The organism is Pseudomonas sp. G11, from assembly GCF_029457515.1.
Lineage (GTDB): Bacteria > Pseudomonadota > Gammaproteobacteria > Pseudomonadales > Pseudomonadaceae > Aquipseudomonas > Aquipseudomonas gorinensis.
The window spans coordinates 6,601,445-6,616,751 of sequence record NZ_CP120377.1; the positions used below are offsets into that span (position 1 = coordinate 6,601,445).

General features: G+C 62.9%; 11 protein-coding genes. 8 read left to right on the forward strand and 3 right to left on the reverse strand.

What is annotated here, in order from left to right:
- Positions 1-7 precede the first annotated feature (7 nt).
- From P2T68_RS30425 to nagE, 7 genes are all read left to right on the forward strand, one after another.
- Positions 8-556 carry an NUDIX hydrolase gene (locus P2T68_RS30425; RefSeq protein WP_024077246.1) on the forward strand — a complete coding sequence of 183 codons (549 nt, stop codon included), beginning with the start codon at positions 8-10 and terminating at the stop codon, positions 554-556.
- 37 nt (positions 557-593) lie between these two features.
- Complete coding sequence (locus P2T68_RS30430) at positions 594-1,097, forward strand: L,D-transpeptidase family protein (protein WP_024077247.1); 504 nt, start codon at positions 594-596, stop codon at positions 1,095-1,097.
- Between the two features lie 261 nt (positions 1,098-1,358).
- A complete protein-coding gene (locus P2T68_RS30435; protein WP_069076900.1) occupies positions 1,359-2,090 on the forward strand; it encodes a GntR family transcriptional regulator in 732 nt (243 codons plus the stop codon).
- 51 nt (positions 2,091-2,141) lie between these two features.
- On the forward strand, positions 2,142-3,248 hold the full coding sequence (nagA, locus tag P2T68_RS30440; RefSeq protein WP_069076899.1) for an N-acetylglucosamine-6-phosphate deacetylase: 1,107 nt from the start codon (positions 2,142-2,144) through the stop codon (positions 3,246-3,248).
- Positions 3,241-4,251 carry an SIS domain-containing protein gene (locus tag P2T68_RS30445; RefSeq protein WP_277379781.1) on the forward strand — a complete coding sequence of 337 codons (1,011 nt, stop codon included), beginning with the start codon at positions 3,241-3,243 and terminating at the stop codon, positions 4,249-4,251. Before nagA ends, P2T68_RS30445 begins: the two co-directional genes overlap by 8 nt.
- Positions 4,252-4,287: 36 nt before the next feature.
- Positions 4,288-6,798: a phosphoenolpyruvate--protein phosphotransferase gene (ptsP, locus tag P2T68_RS30450; protein ID WP_150055214.1), complete on the forward strand. Its 2,511-nt coding sequence runs from the start codon at positions 4,288-4,290 to the stop codon at positions 6,796-6,798.
- Between the two features lie 26 nt (positions 6,799-6,824).
- Positions 6,825-8,531, forward strand: a complete 1,707-nt coding sequence (gene nagE / locus P2T68_RS30455; protein WP_277378688.1) for an N-acetylglucosamine-specific PTS transporter subunit IIBC — start codon at positions 6,825-6,827, stop codon at positions 8,529-8,531.
- Between the two features lie 412 nt (positions 8,532-8,943).
- On the opposite strand, the gene P2T68_RS30460 is transcribed toward nagE, so the two are convergent.
- Together P2T68_RS30460 and purL are read right to left on the reverse strand one after the other, a co-directional pair.
- Complete coding sequence (locus tag P2T68_RS30460; RefSeq protein ID WP_277378689.1) at positions 8,944-9,255, reverse strand: NGG1p interacting factor NIF3; 312 nt, start codon at positions 9,253-9,255, stop codon at positions 8,944-8,946.
- A 4-nt stretch (positions 9,256-9,259) separates the two neighbouring features.
- On the reverse strand, positions 9,260-13,156 hold the full coding sequence (purL, locus tag P2T68_RS30465; protein ID WP_024077254.1) for a phosphoribosylformylglycinamidine synthase: 3,897 nt from the start codon (positions 13,154-13,156) through the stop codon (positions 9,260-9,262).
- Between the two features lie 287 nt (positions 13,157-13,443).
- Between purL and mltF the strand changes: the two genes are divergently transcribed.
- Positions 13,444-14,904 (forward strand): membrane-bound lytic murein transglycosylase MltF, encoded by a 1,461-nt coding sequence (gene mltF, locus P2T68_RS30470; protein ID WP_069076947.1) that lies wholly within the window; start codon positions 13,444-13,446, stop codon positions 14,902-14,904.
- A 115-nt stretch (positions 14,905-15,019) separates the two neighbouring features.
- Here mltF and P2T68_RS30475 read toward each other — a convergent pair whose 3' ends face one another.
- The gene (locus P2T68_RS30475) at positions 15,020-15,307 is read right to left on the reverse strand and encodes a PTS transporter subunit EIIB (RefSeq protein WP_168232516.1); all 288 of its coding nucleotides are present in this window, start codon (positions 15,305-15,307) and stop codon (positions 15,020-15,022) included.

Sequence of the window (15,307 nt, forward strand, 5' to 3'; positions counted from 1 at the left end):
CCCCAGCATGAACTTCTGCAGCCAGTGCGGTAAACCGGTCACCCAACGCATTCCCGAAGGCGACGCACGCCTGCGCTTTGTGTGTGATCACTGTCAGACCATTCACTACCAGAACCCTAATATCGTTGCCGGTACCGTGCCGGTGTGGGGTGAGCAAGTGCTGCTGTGCCGCCGTGCCATCGAGCCACGCCTGGGCTACTGGACCTTGCCTGCGGGCTTCATGGAGAACGGCGAGACCGTGGAACAGGCCGCCATGCGCGAAACCATGGAAGAAGCCTGTGCCCGCGTGCGCAACCTGAGCATCTATACGTTGATCGATGTACCGCACATCAGCCAGGTGCATGTGTTCTATCGCGCCGAGCTGATGGACCTGGACTTTGCCGCCGGCCCCGAGAGCCTGGAAGTCAAACTGTTCAACGAAGCCGATATCCCGTGGTCCGAGCTGGCGTTCCGTACCGTCGGGCGGACCCTGGAGTATTTCTTTGCCGACCGTCGGCAGCAATCATTCCCGGTGCGCAGCGAAGCCATACCGCCGCTGTCCAAGCCCGCCCAATAACAATCCTGCCGATCGTCGCCAAAGGGAAGTCGTTTTAATGCGTTGGTTGTTTGCTTTGCTCTGCCTGTCGTTCGCCACGTTGTCGCCGGCTTCCACCCTGGAAACCCTGGGCGGCAAAACGGTCGAGAAAATCCTGGTCCTCAAGTCCGCCCATCAGTTGCAATTGATCAATGACGGCAAGCCCCTCAAGACCTATCGCATTTCCCTGGGTAAAAACCCCAAGGGGCCCAAGCTGTTCGAGGGCGACCGTCGCACACCGGAAGGCCTCTACTGGATTGACTGGCGCAAGACCAGCGACAGCTACTACCTGTCGATGCACATCTCCTACCCCAATATCAGTGATTCTGCGCGCGCCCGCCGCGAGGGCGTGAAGCCCGGCAGCATGATCATGATCCACGGCACGCCCGACAGCGAAGACTACCCGGAGCAGTTGTTCCACACCCTGGACTGGACCGACGGCTGTATCGGCATGCGTAACGTCGATATGCGTGAAGTCTGGAACCTGGTCAAGGACGGCACCCTGATCGAGATCCGGCCGTAGCCTTCGACCGTTGGTAGATTAATTAAAAAAATTTCCTGCCCTCGGCAGCGCCTGCCGGTGAATACCAGTTCACCCCGCGGGCTGCGCAGCTCTGCGCGTCCAAAAGACCTCTCTAATACCACTTGATACCACGCACCATTAGCATGCCCTGAAACCAGTGCCCGCACTGTTTTGGCAGCATTGACATGGTATTTAAGTGGTATTAATTTCCGGCCATTACCGGGCGACAACACTCCAATAACCGCATCGGAAACCTTAACGATGAACCCCATCCTGACGCTGCGCCCCGACGGCAAACAATCCACGCCGCTGTACCTGCAATTGGCCCGCAACCTGGAAGCGGCGATCCATGCCGGCCAGTGGAAATCCGAACAGGCGCTGCCATCGGAACGCGCCCTCAGCGATCAATTGAGCATTTCCCGGGTCACCGCCCGCAAGGCACTGGAAGTGTTGTTTGCCCAAGGCCTGATCCGCCGCAGCCAGGGCTCTGGCACCTTCATCACGCCTCGCCTGGAGCAACCGCTGTCGCGCCTGTCGGGCTTCAGCGAGATGCTGCGGCTCAAGGGCTTCGTACCCAGTTCGCAGTGGCTGGAACGCGAAATCACCCCGCCGACCCACGAAGAGCTGATCCGCCTGGGCCTGTCACCGACTGACAAAGTGGCGCGGCTCAAGCGCCTGCGTAAGGCTGATGACACGGTAATGGCAATCGAAATGACCGCCATGCCCGCCTCGGTGCTGCCGCACCCACAAGCCATCGGTAACTCGCTGTACGAATACCTCGAAGGCATCGGCAAACCCATCGTGCGCGCCTTGCAGCATATCCAGGCGATCAATGCCTCGGACGAATTCGCCACGCTGGTCGGCATTGCACCAGGCACCGCCATGCTGCTGATGACCCGTGTCGGCTACACCGCCGACAACACGCCGATTGAAATCACCGACACCTACTGCCGCAACGACTACTACGACTTTGTCGCCGAGCTTCGACGTTAGAAAGCCGCGTCGATATGACTTTGCCGCGAATGCGGCCTTAGAGAACTGCCCATGTCCGAAGACAACATCCTGACGCCCCACGGCTGGATTCGCGGCCGCGTGGTCCATGAACACGGCAAGGTCGTCGCCATTGAAGGCGCACCTTGCGACCCGGCCGACAACGACCTGCCCTACCTGCTGCCAGGCTTTATTGACCTGCACGTCCATGGCGGCGGCGGCAAAGACATCATGGAAGGCATTGACGCGTTCGAGACCATCACCGGCACCCATGTGCGCTTTGGCACCACCTCGCTGCTGGCCACCACCATGACCGCGCCGGTCGAGGAAATTTCCCGCGTGCTGGGCGATATCGGTACCTATAGCGAAAACCGTCCAACCGGCACCGCCCGCGTATTGGGTGTGCACCTGGAAGGTCCTTACATCAACCCAGGCAAACTCGGCGCGCAACCCAACTTCGCCCACACCGCGCTGATGGCGGAAGTGGAAGCCTACCTGCGCCTGGCGCCGATCCGCGTGATCACCATCGCCCCGGAAATCGCCGGGCATGACAGTCTGATCCGCGCCCTCAGTGCACGTGGTGTGCGCATGCAGATCGGCCACACCCTGGGCAGCTATGAAGAAGGCGTCGCCGCCCTCGCCGCTGGCGCTACCAGCTTCACCCACCTGTACAACGCCATGAGCCCGCTGCATCACCGCGAGCCTGGCATCGTGGGGGCCGCGCTGGCCCACGCACAGTACGCCGAACTGATCCCGGACTTGCTGCACGTCCACCCTGGCGCCATGCGCGTGGCCCTGCGTTCGATCCCGTGCCTGTATTGCGTCACCGACTCCACCGCCGCCGCCGGCATGCCGGACGGCGAATACAAGCTGGGCAGCCACACCGTGACCAAATGCCTGGGCGGCGTGCGCCTGGCCGACGGCACCCTCGCCGGCAGCACCCTGACCATGGACCAGGCGCTTCGCAACCTGGTGAAAATCGGCCTGCCCATCAGCGAAGCCTCACAACGCCTGTCGCAATTTCCCGCGGACTACCTCGGCCTGGAAGAACGCGGGCGCCTACAACCCGGCAGCTTTGCCGACTGCGTGCGCCTGGACCGTTCCCTGCACCTCACCGACGTCATGGTCGAAGGAGAAGCCATTGTCTTCCAAAATGCTTGAAGAGGCCTTGGCCTCCTGTGACGCCGTCGCGGCGCAGTTGCAACGTCTGAACCCGCGGCTGGAAGAGGTCGCCGGCCGCCTGCGCCGCCAGCCGACGCAAGTGGCGATGACCATCGCCCGTGGCAGTTCGGACCACGCCGCCAGCTACTTCGCCTACCTGGCCATGCAGCACGTGGGCATTCCGGTGGCGTCGTTGCCGATGTCGGTGGTGACCTTGCTGCAAGCGCCCTTGAAGGTCAGCGGCCAGGTGGCTTTCGGCTTTTCCCAGTCCGGCCAGAGCCCGGACCTGGTCGATAGCCTGCGCCTGCTGCGCAAACGCGGCGCCTTGAGCATTTCGCTGGTCAACGCCGAAGACTCGCCGCTGCAAGCCGCTTGCGAATTCCACCTGCCGCTGTGCGCCGGGCCGGAACAAAGCGTGGCCGCGACCAAAAGCTTTATCGCTACCCTCAGCGCCAGCGCGCAGTTGATCGGCCACTGGAACCAGGAAGCGGATTTGTTGCAAGCCTGCCACGCGCTGCCCGATCACCTGCGCGAAGCCGCCAGGCAGGATTGGACGAAAGCCATCGACGCCCTGCGCGGCTGCCAGCAATTGATGGTGATCGGCCGTGGCGCCGGGTTTGCCATCGCCCAGGAAGCCGCGCTCAAGCTCAAGGAAACCTCGGCGATCCAGGCCGAAGCCTTCAGCAGCGCCGAAGTGCGCCACGGGCCGATGGCCTTGATTGACGAAAACTACCCGCTGCTGGTGTTCGCTCCCCGCGGCGCCGAACAACCGGGATTGCTGAGCCTGGCCGCCGACATGCGCCAACGCGGCGCCCGCGTATTGTTGGCCGCGCCGGACGATATCGCCGAACGCGACCTGACCTTGAGCCGCGCCGAACACCCGAGCCTGGACCCGATTCTGGCCATCCAGAGTTTCTATGTGATGGCCGCCGGCCTGGCGGTCGCCCGTGGAATGGACCCCGACCAGCCGCGCCACCTGAGCAAAGTGACCCGCACTCACTGAGTCGATTGCTGCGTTTTCCTGATGAGTACCGTGCCCATGTCCAACAACAATAATCAACTGACCCTCAGCGCCCCGTTAAGCGGGCCGGTGCTGCCCCTGGGCAACGTTCCCGACGAAGTCTTCGCCAGTGGCGCAATGGGCGACGGTATTGCCATCGACCCCCTGAATGACTGCCTGCATGCGCCGTGTGACGGGGTGATCATCCATGTCGCCCGCACCGGCCACGCGCTGACGATTCGCACGGACAACGGCGCCGAGTTGCTGCTGCATGTGGGTATCGACACGGTGGAGCTCAATGGCGAAGGCTTCGCGCTGCTGGTCAAGGAAGGCGCCCGTGTCAGCCAGGGGCAGGCGTTGGTGCAGTTTGACCTGGACCGGATTGCGCGCCAGTGCAAAAGCCTGGTCAGCCTGATCATTCTGACCAATAGCGATCGCTTCGCGCTGACACCGCTGGCACTCAATACAGTCAAGGTCGGTGAACCGCTGCTGCGGGTGAGCCTGCGCTCAACGGCCTCGACGCAGACGGCTGTGGATAACTCGGCCGCAGAAGCCAGCGCCAACGTGCGCATCACCCACCGCGGCGGTTTGCATGCGCGCCCAGCGGCGTTGATTCGCAAGACCGCCCAGGGGTTCAGCAGCCAGGCGCAGTTGCATTTCGCCGGCAAGTCGGCGGCGTGCGACAGCCTGATTGGCTTGATGGGGTTGGGCATAGGCGAAGGCGACGAGGTTCGCGTCAGCTGTCGTGGCAAGGATTGCGAGGCGGCGTTGCAGGCATTGGTCGCCGCACTGTCAGTCGCCATCAGCGCAGAACCTCACGCGCCGGTAACCGCCGCTCCACGTCGTGCGAATACTGAAACCGGTGTACTGCAAGGGGTGTGCGCAGCACCGGGCCTGGTGTGCGGGCCACTGTTCCGGTTGACCGGCATCGAGTTGCCGGCCGATACCGGTAACCACCGCGCCGACGAACAACTGCAACGGCTGGATGCGGCCCTTGAGCACGTGCGCGGTGATATCCGCCAGACCCTGGCCCACGCCCGCCAGCGCAAAAATGCCGAAGAAGAAGACATCTTCGCCGCCCACCTCGCCTTACTGGAGGATCCGGCCCTGCTGGACGCCGCCACCCGCGCGATCGAACACGGCAGCGCCGCCACCCACGCCTGGCGCGATGCAATCCAGGCGCAATGCGCGGTCTTGCTGGCCCTGGGCAAGCCGCTGTTTGCCGAACGCGCCAATGACCTGCGCGACCTGCAACAACGGGTGCTGCGGGCGCTGTTGGGTGAAGCCTGGCATTTCGAATTGCCCCCTGGCGCCATTGTCAGCGCCCATGAACTGACCCCTTCAGACCTGCTGCAATTGAGTGCACAACAGGCGGCGGGCATCTGCATGGCCGAGGGTGGCGCCACCTCCCACGTCGCGATCCTGGCCCGGGGCAAAGGCTTGCCGTGCGTGGTGGCATTGGGCGCCGACGTACTCGATGTGCCACAAGGCCAACGGGTGGTGCTGGACGCGGCCAACGGTCGCCTGGAACTGGCCCCCAGCGAGGCGCGCCATGCCCAGGTGCATCAGCTGCGTGACGCACAGCAACAGCGGCGCCAGCAGCAACAGGCCCAGGCCCGATTGCCAGCACGCACTCGCGATGGGGTGGGCATCGAAGTCGCCGCCAATGTCGCCTCCAGCGCCGAAGCCCAGGTGGCGTTTGAAAACGGCGCCGATGGCGTCGGCCTGTTGCGTACCGAATTCCTCTTCGTCGACCGCCGCACTGCGCCGGACGAACAGGAACAGCGCCAGGCCTACCAGGCCGTGCTGGATGCCATGGGCGACAAGTCGGTGATCATCCGCACTATCGACGTGGGCGGCGACAAGCAGCTCGACTATCTGCCACTGCCGGTGGAGGCCAACCCCGTGCTCGGCCTGCGCGGCATTCGCCTGGCCCAGGTGCGCCCCGAGGTACTCGACCAGCAACTGCGTGCCCTGCTGCAAGTCAGCCCGCTGGCGCGCTGCCGCATCCTGCTGCCAATGGTCAGCGAAGTCGACGAACTGCTGCACATCCGCCAACGCCTGGATGAACTGTGTATGGCACTGGAGCTGACCCAACGCCCGGAACTGGGGGTGATGATCGAAGTGCCCGCCGCCGCGCTGATGGCCGAACAACTGGCCAAGCATGCGGACTTCTTGTCCATCGGCACCAATGACCTGTCCCAGTACACCCTGGCCATGGACCGCGACCACGCAGGTTTAGCTGCGCGGGTGGATGCTCTGCACCCGGCGCTGCTGCGGCTGATCGCGCAGACTTGCGCGGGCGCGGCCCAGCATGGGCGTTGGGTCGGCGTGTGCGGCGCCCTGGCGTCCGACCCCTTGGCGACTCCCGTACTGGTTGGCCTGGGGGTCAGCGAACTGTCCGTGAGCCCGCCGCAAATCGGAGAAATCAAGGACCGCGTCCGTCACTTGGACGCGGCGCAATGCCGGCAACTGAGCCAAGGGCTGCTCGACCTGAGCAGTGCCAAGGCCGTTCGCCAAGCCTGTCAACACCACTGGCCGCTGAGCTGAAAACAACAAGAACAGGGAGACACGCCATGTACCAATACTTTATCGAAGGCCTGCAACGGCTCGGCCGCGCGCTGATGCTGCCGATCGCGATTCTGCCGATCGCCGGCCTCTTGCTGCGCCTGGGTGACACCGACCTGCTCAACATCGCGGTGATGCACGATGCCGGGCAAGCGATCTTCGCCAACCTGGCGCTGATCTTCGCCATCGGTATCGCCGTGGGTTTTGCCCGCGACAATAACGGCACCGCCGGGCTGGCCGGCGCGATTGGTTACCTGGTCATGGTCTCTACCCTCAAGGTGATGGACTCGACCATCAACATGGGCATGCTCGCCGGTATCGCCAGCGGCCTGACGGCGGGCGGGTTGTATAACCGCTTCAAGGACATCAAGCTCCCGGAGTACCTGGCCTTCTTTGGCGGGCGACGCTTTGTGCCGATTGTCACGGGCTTCAGCGCAGTCGGCCTGGGCGTGATCTTCGGCCTGATCTGGCCGCCGATCCAGCACGGTATCAACAGCTTCGGCGTGCTGCTGATGGAAAGCGGTAGCCTGGGCGCGTTCGTGTTCGGCGTATTCAACCGCCTGCTGATCGTCACCGGCCTGCACCACATCCTCAACAACATGGCCTGGTTCGTATTTGGCACCTTTACCGACCCCGTGACCGGCGCGGTTGTCACCGGCGACCTCACGCGCTATTTCGCCGGCGACCCCAAAGGCGGCCAGTTCATGACCGGCATGTTCCCGGTGATGCTGTTCGGCCTTCCGGCTGCGTGCCTGGCGATGTACCGCAATGCGTTGCCGGAGCGGCGCAAGGTGATGGGCGGGATTTTCCTGTCGATGGCGCTGACTTCGTTTCTGACCGGTGTCACCGAGCCGATTGAATTTGCGTTCATGTTCCTCGCACCGTTCCTGTACCTGATTCACGCAGTGCTTACCGGCCTGTCGATGGCCGTGACCAACATGCTGGATATCCACCTGGGCTTTACCTTCTCCGGTGGGTTTATCGACATGGTGCTGGGTTGGGGCAAGTCCACCCATGGCTGGTTGGTGTTCCCGGTTGGGTTGGCCTATGCGGTGATCTACTACAGCGTGTTCAACTACTGCATTCGTCGGTTCAACCTGAAGACGCCAGGGCGTGAAGATATTCAGGTCGTACAAACCGAAGCGATGACAGATAACCAGCGGGCCACCGCTTATATCCAGGCCCTGGGTGGTGCAGAGAATTTGCTAAGCGTCGGCGCCTGCACCACGCGCCTGCGCCTGGATATGGTGGATCGCAACAAGGTCGTGGATGCGCAACTCAAAGCTCTGGGCGCCATGGCTGTGGTTCGGCCCGGAAATGGCGGGAGCTTGCAGGTGGTAGTCGGGCCGATGGCCGATAGCATTGCCGATGAGATTCGCTTGGCGATGCCGGCGTTTGTTGCTGCAAGTCCAGCGAGCGTTGCGCCTGTGGATAAGCCGGCTGCGGTGAATGTGGAGGAAACCGAGAAATGGCTGACAGCCTTGGGTGGCCGAGGGAATGTGCGTCAGCTGGAAGCGGTGGCGATGACCCGGTTGCGGGTGGAACTGGGGGATGATTCGGTATTGTCCGAAACCCAGCTAGTGGCGCTTGGGTGCCAAGGCATTACTCAACTCGACAGTGGTGTTTGGCACTTGCTGATTGGTGACAAAGCCTCGGGTTTGGGTGAGGCGTTGGAGCGGTTGGTCAGCGGTCGGCAGATTGGGGCGGGGGCCTAGTTGATCTTTGCCTGTATGGGCCTCATCGCAGCATGGGTATCTACACAACTTAGGCTCAACGCTGCCCCCCGGCAGACAGGGCTGTTGTGGCGAGCGGGCTTGCCCCGCGTTGGGCTGCGAAGCAGCCCCACTAAGATCACCGCGCTGTTTCAGATAGACCGCGGACTGAGGTTTTAGGGCTGCTGCGCAGCCCAACGCGGGGCAAGCCCGCTCGCCACAGGGAGAGTTCTCAAGGTCTGAAAGTTGCGTAGATACCCATGCTCATCGCAGGCAAGCCAGCTCCCACAGTTTGAATGTATTCGCAGATCAACAATGTGGGAGCCGGGCTTGCCCGCGATAGGGCCTGTTCAGGCAACAAAAAACCCGCTGACCAAACTGGCCCAGCGGGTTTCTTGTTTTTACAGCCGGCGAATCAAAAATCCGCCAACTGCCACACCTCATACGCCGGTGTTTCATACGGATGGCTGAGCTTCAACGCCGCCACAGCAGCCACGATCGACTCATCGGCCACCACCAGCTCAACTTTCCACTCTTCAACCACTTCAACCTGGCCCACCTGCCCGATAAACGGCTGGCTGCCGTCCAACGCACGGAATTGGCCCTGGCCCAGCACTTGCCAGGCGCAGCTGTCGTAGCCGCCGATGCGCCCGCCACCGGCTGCGAAGACGGCGGTCTTCACCGTCTCCACATGGCTGTCGGGCACAAAGAAGCTGAGCTTGTACACCGCCTTAGTTCACCCACACGCGAGCGTTGCGGAACATGCGCATCCAGGCGCCGTCTTCGTTCCACTCTTCCGGGCGCCACGAGTTCTGCACCGCGCGGAATACACGCTCCGGGTGCGGCATCATGATGGTGACGCGGCCGTCGCGGCTGGTGAGGCCGGTGATCCCGCGCGGCGAGCCGTTCGGGTTGGCCGGGTAGTTTTCGGTGACCTTGCCGTGGTTGTCGACGAAACGCATGGCCACGCAACCGGACAGGTCGGCTTCCAGCAGGGCTTCTTCGCTTTCGAACTCGGCATGGCCTTCACCGTGGGCGATGGCGATCGGCATGCGCGAACCAGCCATGCCTTGCAGGAAGATCGAGTTGGACTCCTGCACCTGCACCATGGCAACACGGGCTTCGAACTGCTCGGAACGGTTACGCACAAAGTGCGGCCAGAACTCGCTGCCCGGGATCAGCTCATGCAGGTTGGACATCATCTGGCAACCGTTGCACACACCCAGCGTGAAGCTGTCGTTGCGCTCGAAGAAGCCTTGGAACGCGTCGCGGGCACGGCTGTTGAACAAGGCCGATTTGGCCCAGCCTTCACCGGCACCCAGGACGTCGCCGTAGGAGAAGCCACCGCAGGCCACCAGGCCCTTGAACTCGTTGAGGTCAACGCGACCGGCGAGGATATCGCTCATGTGCACGTCGATCGCGTTGAAGCCGGCGCGGTCGAACGCGGCCGCCATTTCGACCTGGCCGTTGACGCCCTGCTCACGCAGTACGGCGACTTGTGGACGAATGCCTTTCTTGATGTACGGCGCGGCGATGTCCTGGTTGACGTCGAAGCTGAGCTTGGTGCTCAGGCCCGGATTGTCTTCTTCCAGGATGAGGTCGAACTCCTGCTCGGCGCAGTCGGCGTTGTCGCGCAGGCGCTGGATCTGGTAGCTGGTTTCCGCCCACTGGCGTTGCAGCAGACGGCGCTGGCCTTCGAAAACGGTGTCGCCATTGAAGACAATGTCGATCTGGCCGTTGTTGATCGGCTGGCCGATCACTGCCACGCAATCGCCCAGGCCGGCGGCGCTGAACTGTGCAAGTACGTCCGGGGTCGCGTCCTGGCGCACTTGGATCACGGCGCCCAGCTCTTCGTTGAACAGGATGCCGTTGATTTCAGAAGCATCCTCGGCAACGCTGTCGAGCACCAGGTTCAAGCCGCAGTGACCGGCAAACGCCATCTCTACAACGCTGGTCAGCAGGCCACCGTCGGAACGGTCGTGGTAGGCCAGCAGGTGGCCGTCGGCGTTGAGCCCCTGGATCACGGCGAAGAAGGCCTTGAGGTCTTCGGCATCATCGACGTCCGGCGCGTGCTTGCCGAGCTTGCCATGGGTTTGCGCGAGGATCGAGGCGCCCATGCGGTTCTGGCCACGGCCCAGGTCGATCAGGATCAGGTCGGTGGTGCCCTTGTCCATGCGCAGTTGCGGGGTCAGGGTCTGGCGGATGTCGGTGACCGGTGCGAAACCGGTGACGATCAGCGACAGCGGCGAAGTGACGCTCTTGTCGGTGCCGTCTTCGTTCCAACGGGTGGCCATGGACATGGAGTCCTTGCCCACCGGAATGGTGATCCCCAGTTCCGGGCACAGCTCCATGCCGACCGCCTTGACGGTGTCGTACAGGCGCGCGTCTTCACCGGGGTGGCCGGCAGCGGACATCCAGTTGGCCGACAACTTGATGTCGGACAGTTTGCCGATGCGCGACGCCGCGATGTTGGTGAGGGTTTCACCAATGGCCATGCGTCCCGACGCCGGAGCATCCAGCAGGGCCAGCGGCGTGCGCTCGCCCATGGCCATGGCTTCACCGGTGTAGACGTCGAAGCTGGTGGCGGTGACGGCAACGTCAGCCACCGGCACTTGCCATGGGCCGACCATCTGGTCACGGGCCACCAGGCCAGTGATGGTGCGGTCGCCAATGGTGATCAGGAAGCTTTTGCTCGCCACGGCCGGGTGGTGCAGCACGCGCTCGATGCTGTCGGCCAGGTCCAGCGTGCTCGGGTCGAAATCATCGCCCAGCTCGGCTTCACGTACGGCCGAACGGTGCATGCGCGGGGCCTTGCCCAGCAGCACTTCGAGCGGCATGTCCACCGGGCTGTTGCCGAAGTGGCTGTCGGTGACCGTCAGTTGCGGCTCGGCAGTGGCTTCGCCGACCACGGCAAACGGGCAACGCTCGCGTTCGCAGATGGCCTGGAAGCGCGCAAAGTCTTCAGGGCCGACGGCCAGTACGTAGCGCTCCTGGGACTCGTTGCTCCAGATTTCGTGCGGGGCCATGCCCGGCTCGTCGTTTGGAATGTTGCGCAGTTCGAAACGGCCGCCGCGGTCGCCATCGTTGACCAGTTCCGGGAAGGCGTTGGACAAGCCACCGGCGCCGACGTCGTGGATGAAGCTGATCGGGTTCTTGTCACCCAACTGCCAGCAACGGTCGATGACTTCCTGGCAGCGACGCTCCATCTCTGGGTTTTCGCGCTGTACGGAAGCGAAGTCGAGGTCCGCCGAGCTGGTGCCGGTGGCCATGGAGGAGGCAGCACCGCCACCCAGGCCGATCAGCATCGCCGGGCCGCCGAGGACGATCAGCTTGGAACCGACCAGGATCTCGCCTTTCTTGACGTGTTCTTCACGGATGTTGCCCATGCCGCCGGCCAACATGATCGGCTTGTGGTAGCCGCGCACTTCATCGCCACGCGGGGTGGTGATGGATTGCTCGAAGGTCCGGAAGTAGCCGGTCAGTGCCGGGCGCCCGAATTCGTTGTTGAACGCGGCGCCGCCCAGCGGGCCTTCGATCATGATGTCCAGCGCGGTAACGATGCGCTCCGGCTTGCCGTATGGCACTTCCCACGGCTGTTCGAAGCCCGGGATCTGCAGGTTGGACACGGTAAAGCCGGTGAGGCCGGCCTTTGGCTTGGCGCCACGACCGGTGGCGCCTTCGTCGCGGATCTCGCCACCGGAACCGGTGGCTGCGCCCGGGAACGGGGCAATCGCGGTCGGGTGGTTGTGGGTCTCGACTTTCATCAGGATGTGCACCGGCTCCTGCACCGCGCCGTACTGGCGGGTCTCGGGGTCCGGGAAGAAACGGCCGGCGACGCTGCCGACGATGACCGAGGCGTTGTCCTTATAAGCCGACAGAACGCCTTCGCTGTGCATCACGTAGGTGTTCTTGATCATGCCGAACAGGCTTTTTTCCTGGCTTTCGCCGTCGATGTCCCAACTGGCGTTGAAGATCTTGTGACGGCAGTGCTCGGAGTTGGCCTGGGCGAACATCATCAGTTCGATGTCGTGCGGGTTGCGCTTCAAGCCGTTGAAAGCGTTGACCAGATAGTCGATCTCGTCTTCGGCCAGGGCCAGGCCCAGTTCGGTGTTGGCCTTCTCGAGGGCGGCGCGACCGCCGCCAAGCACGTCAATCGCGGTCAGCGGCTTGGGCTCGGCGTGGCTGAACAGGCCGGCAGCCTGTTCCAGCTGGCTGACGATGATCTGGGTCATGCGGTCGTGCAGGCTGCTGGCGATAAGCTCGGCTTCGGTCTCGCTGAACTGCCCGGCGACATAGAAGGCAATCCCGCGTTCCAGGCGCTGGATGCTCGTAAGGCCGCAGTTGCGGGCGATATCACTGGCCTTGCTCGACCAGGGCGAGATGGTGCCGAACCGTGGCAGAACCAGGAACAAGCGGCCGGTCGGCTCTTGAACGGGAACGCTTGGGCCGTACTTCAGAAGGCGTGCCAGCACCTGCTGTTCGTCGGCGGTCAAGACGCCGGTAACGTCGGCGAAGTGAGCAAATTCAGCATACAGGCCTGTAACAGCTGGAACCTTCTGGCTCAGTTGCTCAAGGAGTTTGCTGTGGCGAAAGGCAGAAAGGGCAGGAGCGCCGCGCAGGATCAACATCTTCGGGACAGCCTCGGGAAGGGGGTGTGCTTTGAGGCCGTGCATTCTAGCGTAAACCGCCGCCAACGGCACCCGAAACGCTACTGGTGGCTGCTGCCGAACGTCAGTTGGCACCGATTGCACGCTATCCGCGCGCTATCCGTGGCATTCCGCGCAGTTATTTTAACCGTCACAATCACTCGCCAAGCCACGTTTCTGCGGGTTGCAGCACAGTTTTGCCGGCGCTAGCAGACAAGTCCCACGCTGTCGAGATATGGCGCCGTGGGCCGTTTGCGTATACTGCGCAGATGTTCTCCCCTACTGCTTTGCGCCCGCGGTGCGCCAAATGGCTCATCGCAACCGGACTCTTCCTGATGCTCAGCGCCTGTGTTGATAAACCCAGCACGCTCGAGCGAATCAAGGAGGATGGCGTATTGCGGGTGATTACCCGAAACAGCCCGGCCACGTATTTCCAGGACCGCAACGGTGAAACCGGTTTCGAATACGAACTGGTCAAGCGTTTTGCCGACGACCTGGGGGTGAAGCTGGAAATCGAAACCGCTGACAACCTCGACGACCTGTTCGGCCAGCTGGGTAAACCCAACGGCCCGGTCCTGGCTGCCGCCGGCCTGGTCAGCAGCGAGCAGCGCCTGAAGCAGGTACGCTTTTCCCACCCGTACCTGGAAGTGACCCCGCAGATCATCTATCGCAACGGCCAATCGCGCCCCACCAACGCGGCGGACCTGGTGGGCAAGAAGATCATGGTGCTCAAGGGCAGCACCCACGCCGAACAACTGGCGGAGCTGAAAAAACAGAATCCTGCCATCGAATACGAAGAGTCCGACGCCGTTGAAGTAGTCGACCTGTTGCGCATGGTCGACGAAGGCCAGATCGACCTGACCCTGGTGGACTCCAACGAAGTGGCGATGAACCAGGTGTACTTCCCCAACGTGCGCGTGGCGTTCGACCTCGGCGATGCCAGCCACCAGAGCTGGGCCGTGGCCGCCGGCGAAGACAACAGCCTGCTCAACGAGGTCAACAGCTACCTGGACAAGGTCGGCAAGAACGGCACCTTGCAGCGCCTCAAAGATCGCTACTACGGGCACGTCGATGTGCTCGGCTACATGGGCGCCTATACGTTTGCCCAGCACTTGCAGCAGCGCTTGCCCAAGTACGAGAAACACTTCAAGGCCTACGCCAAGGAAGAAAAGGTCGACTGGCGCCTGTTGGCGGCCATCGGCTATCAGGAGTCACTCTGGCAACCGGCGGTCACCTCCAAGACCGGCGTGCGCGGGCTGATGATGCTGACCCAGAACACCGCCCAGGCCATGGGCGTGTCCAACCGCCTGGACGCCAAGCAAAGCATCATGGGCGGCGCCAAGTACCTGGCCAAGATCAAGGATGAGCTTGACGATGATATCGCCGAGCCGGACCGTACCTGGTTTGCCCTGGCCGCTTACAACGTGGGCACCGGGCATCTGGACGACGCGCGCAAGCTGGCGCAGAAGGACGGCCTGAACCCGAACAAGTGGCTGGACGTGAAGAAGATGCTGCCGCGCCTGTCGCAGAAGCAGTGGTACAGCAAGACCCGCTACGGCTATGCCCGTGGCGGCGAGCCGGTGCACTTCGTGGCGAACATCCGGCGCTACTACGACATCCTCACCTGGGTAACTCAGCCACAGCTGGAAGGTAATCAGGTGGTCGAAGGCAACCTGCATGTACCTGGGGTGAACAAGACCAAGCCGCCGGAAGAGAACCCGCAGCTGTAAACCCGACCATCCAGCCCCCCAACCCCATGTGGGAGGGAGCTTGCTCCCGATGAGGCTGGATCAGCCACAGACAAACTGACCGCCCCCTGCTACCGGCACTCCCACCGCTCGTTCGCTACTGGCCCTGGAGGCCGGTGAGCAGATGCACCGTGCCTCCTGCCAACACCATCACGCCAGGCACTCCAGCCGCCTTTAACGCCGCCACATCCACCCGCGCCGCGTCCTGCAGTTGCACGCGCACCCGCGTCAACGCCACGCGCTGTTGCGACTTGAGATTATCCGCACCACCGAGCGCATCCAGCACATCGGCCGACAGCAGACTCGGTGTCGACGGCGCTGCCGTCTCGACAATCAAATCCGGGGTCAGGGCTTTCCAGAACGCCCGCTGCAATTTCTCGAACAT

Excerpts from the sequence above, each read along its gene's own strand:
- P2T68_RS30425 (WP_024077246.1), top strand. The coding sequence starts at position 8 with ATGAACTTCTGCAGCCAGTGCGGTAAACCGGTCACCCAACGCATTCCC.
- P2T68_RS30430 (WP_024077247.1), top strand. The coding sequence starts at position 594 with ATGCGTTGGTTGTTTGCTTTGCTCTGCCTGTCGTTCGCCACGTTGTCG.
- P2T68_RS30435 (WP_069076900.1), top strand. The coding sequence starts at position 1,359 with ATGAACCCCATCCTGACGCTGCGCCCCGACGGCAAACAATCCACGCCG.
- nagA (WP_069076899.1), top strand. The coding sequence starts at position 2,142 with ATGTCCGAAGACAACATCCTGACGCCCCACGGCTGGATTCGCGGCCGC.
- P2T68_RS30445 (WP_277379781.1), top strand. The coding sequence starts at position 3,241 with ATGCTTGAAGAGGCCTTGGCCTCCTGTGACGCCGTCGCGGCGCAGTTG.
- ptsP (WP_150055214.1), top strand. The coding sequence starts at position 4,288 with ATGTCCAACAACAATAATCAACTGACCCTCAGCGCCCCGTTAAGCGGG.
- nagE (WP_277378688.1), top strand. The coding sequence starts at position 6,825 with ATGTACCAATACTTTATCGAAGGCCTGCAACGGCTCGGCCGCGCGCTG.
- purL (WP_024077254.1), bottom strand. The coding sequence starts at position 13,156 with ATGTTGATCCTGCGCGGCGCTCCTGCCCTTTCTGCCTTTCGCCACAGC.
- mltF (WP_069076947.1), top strand. The coding sequence starts at position 13,444 with ATGTTCTCCCCTACTGCTTTGCGCCCGCGGTGCGCCAAATGGCTCATC.
- P2T68_RS30475 (WP_168232516.1), bottom strand. The coding sequence starts at position 15,307 with ATGTTCGAGAAATTGCAGCGGGCGTTCTGGAAAGCCCTGACCCCGGAT.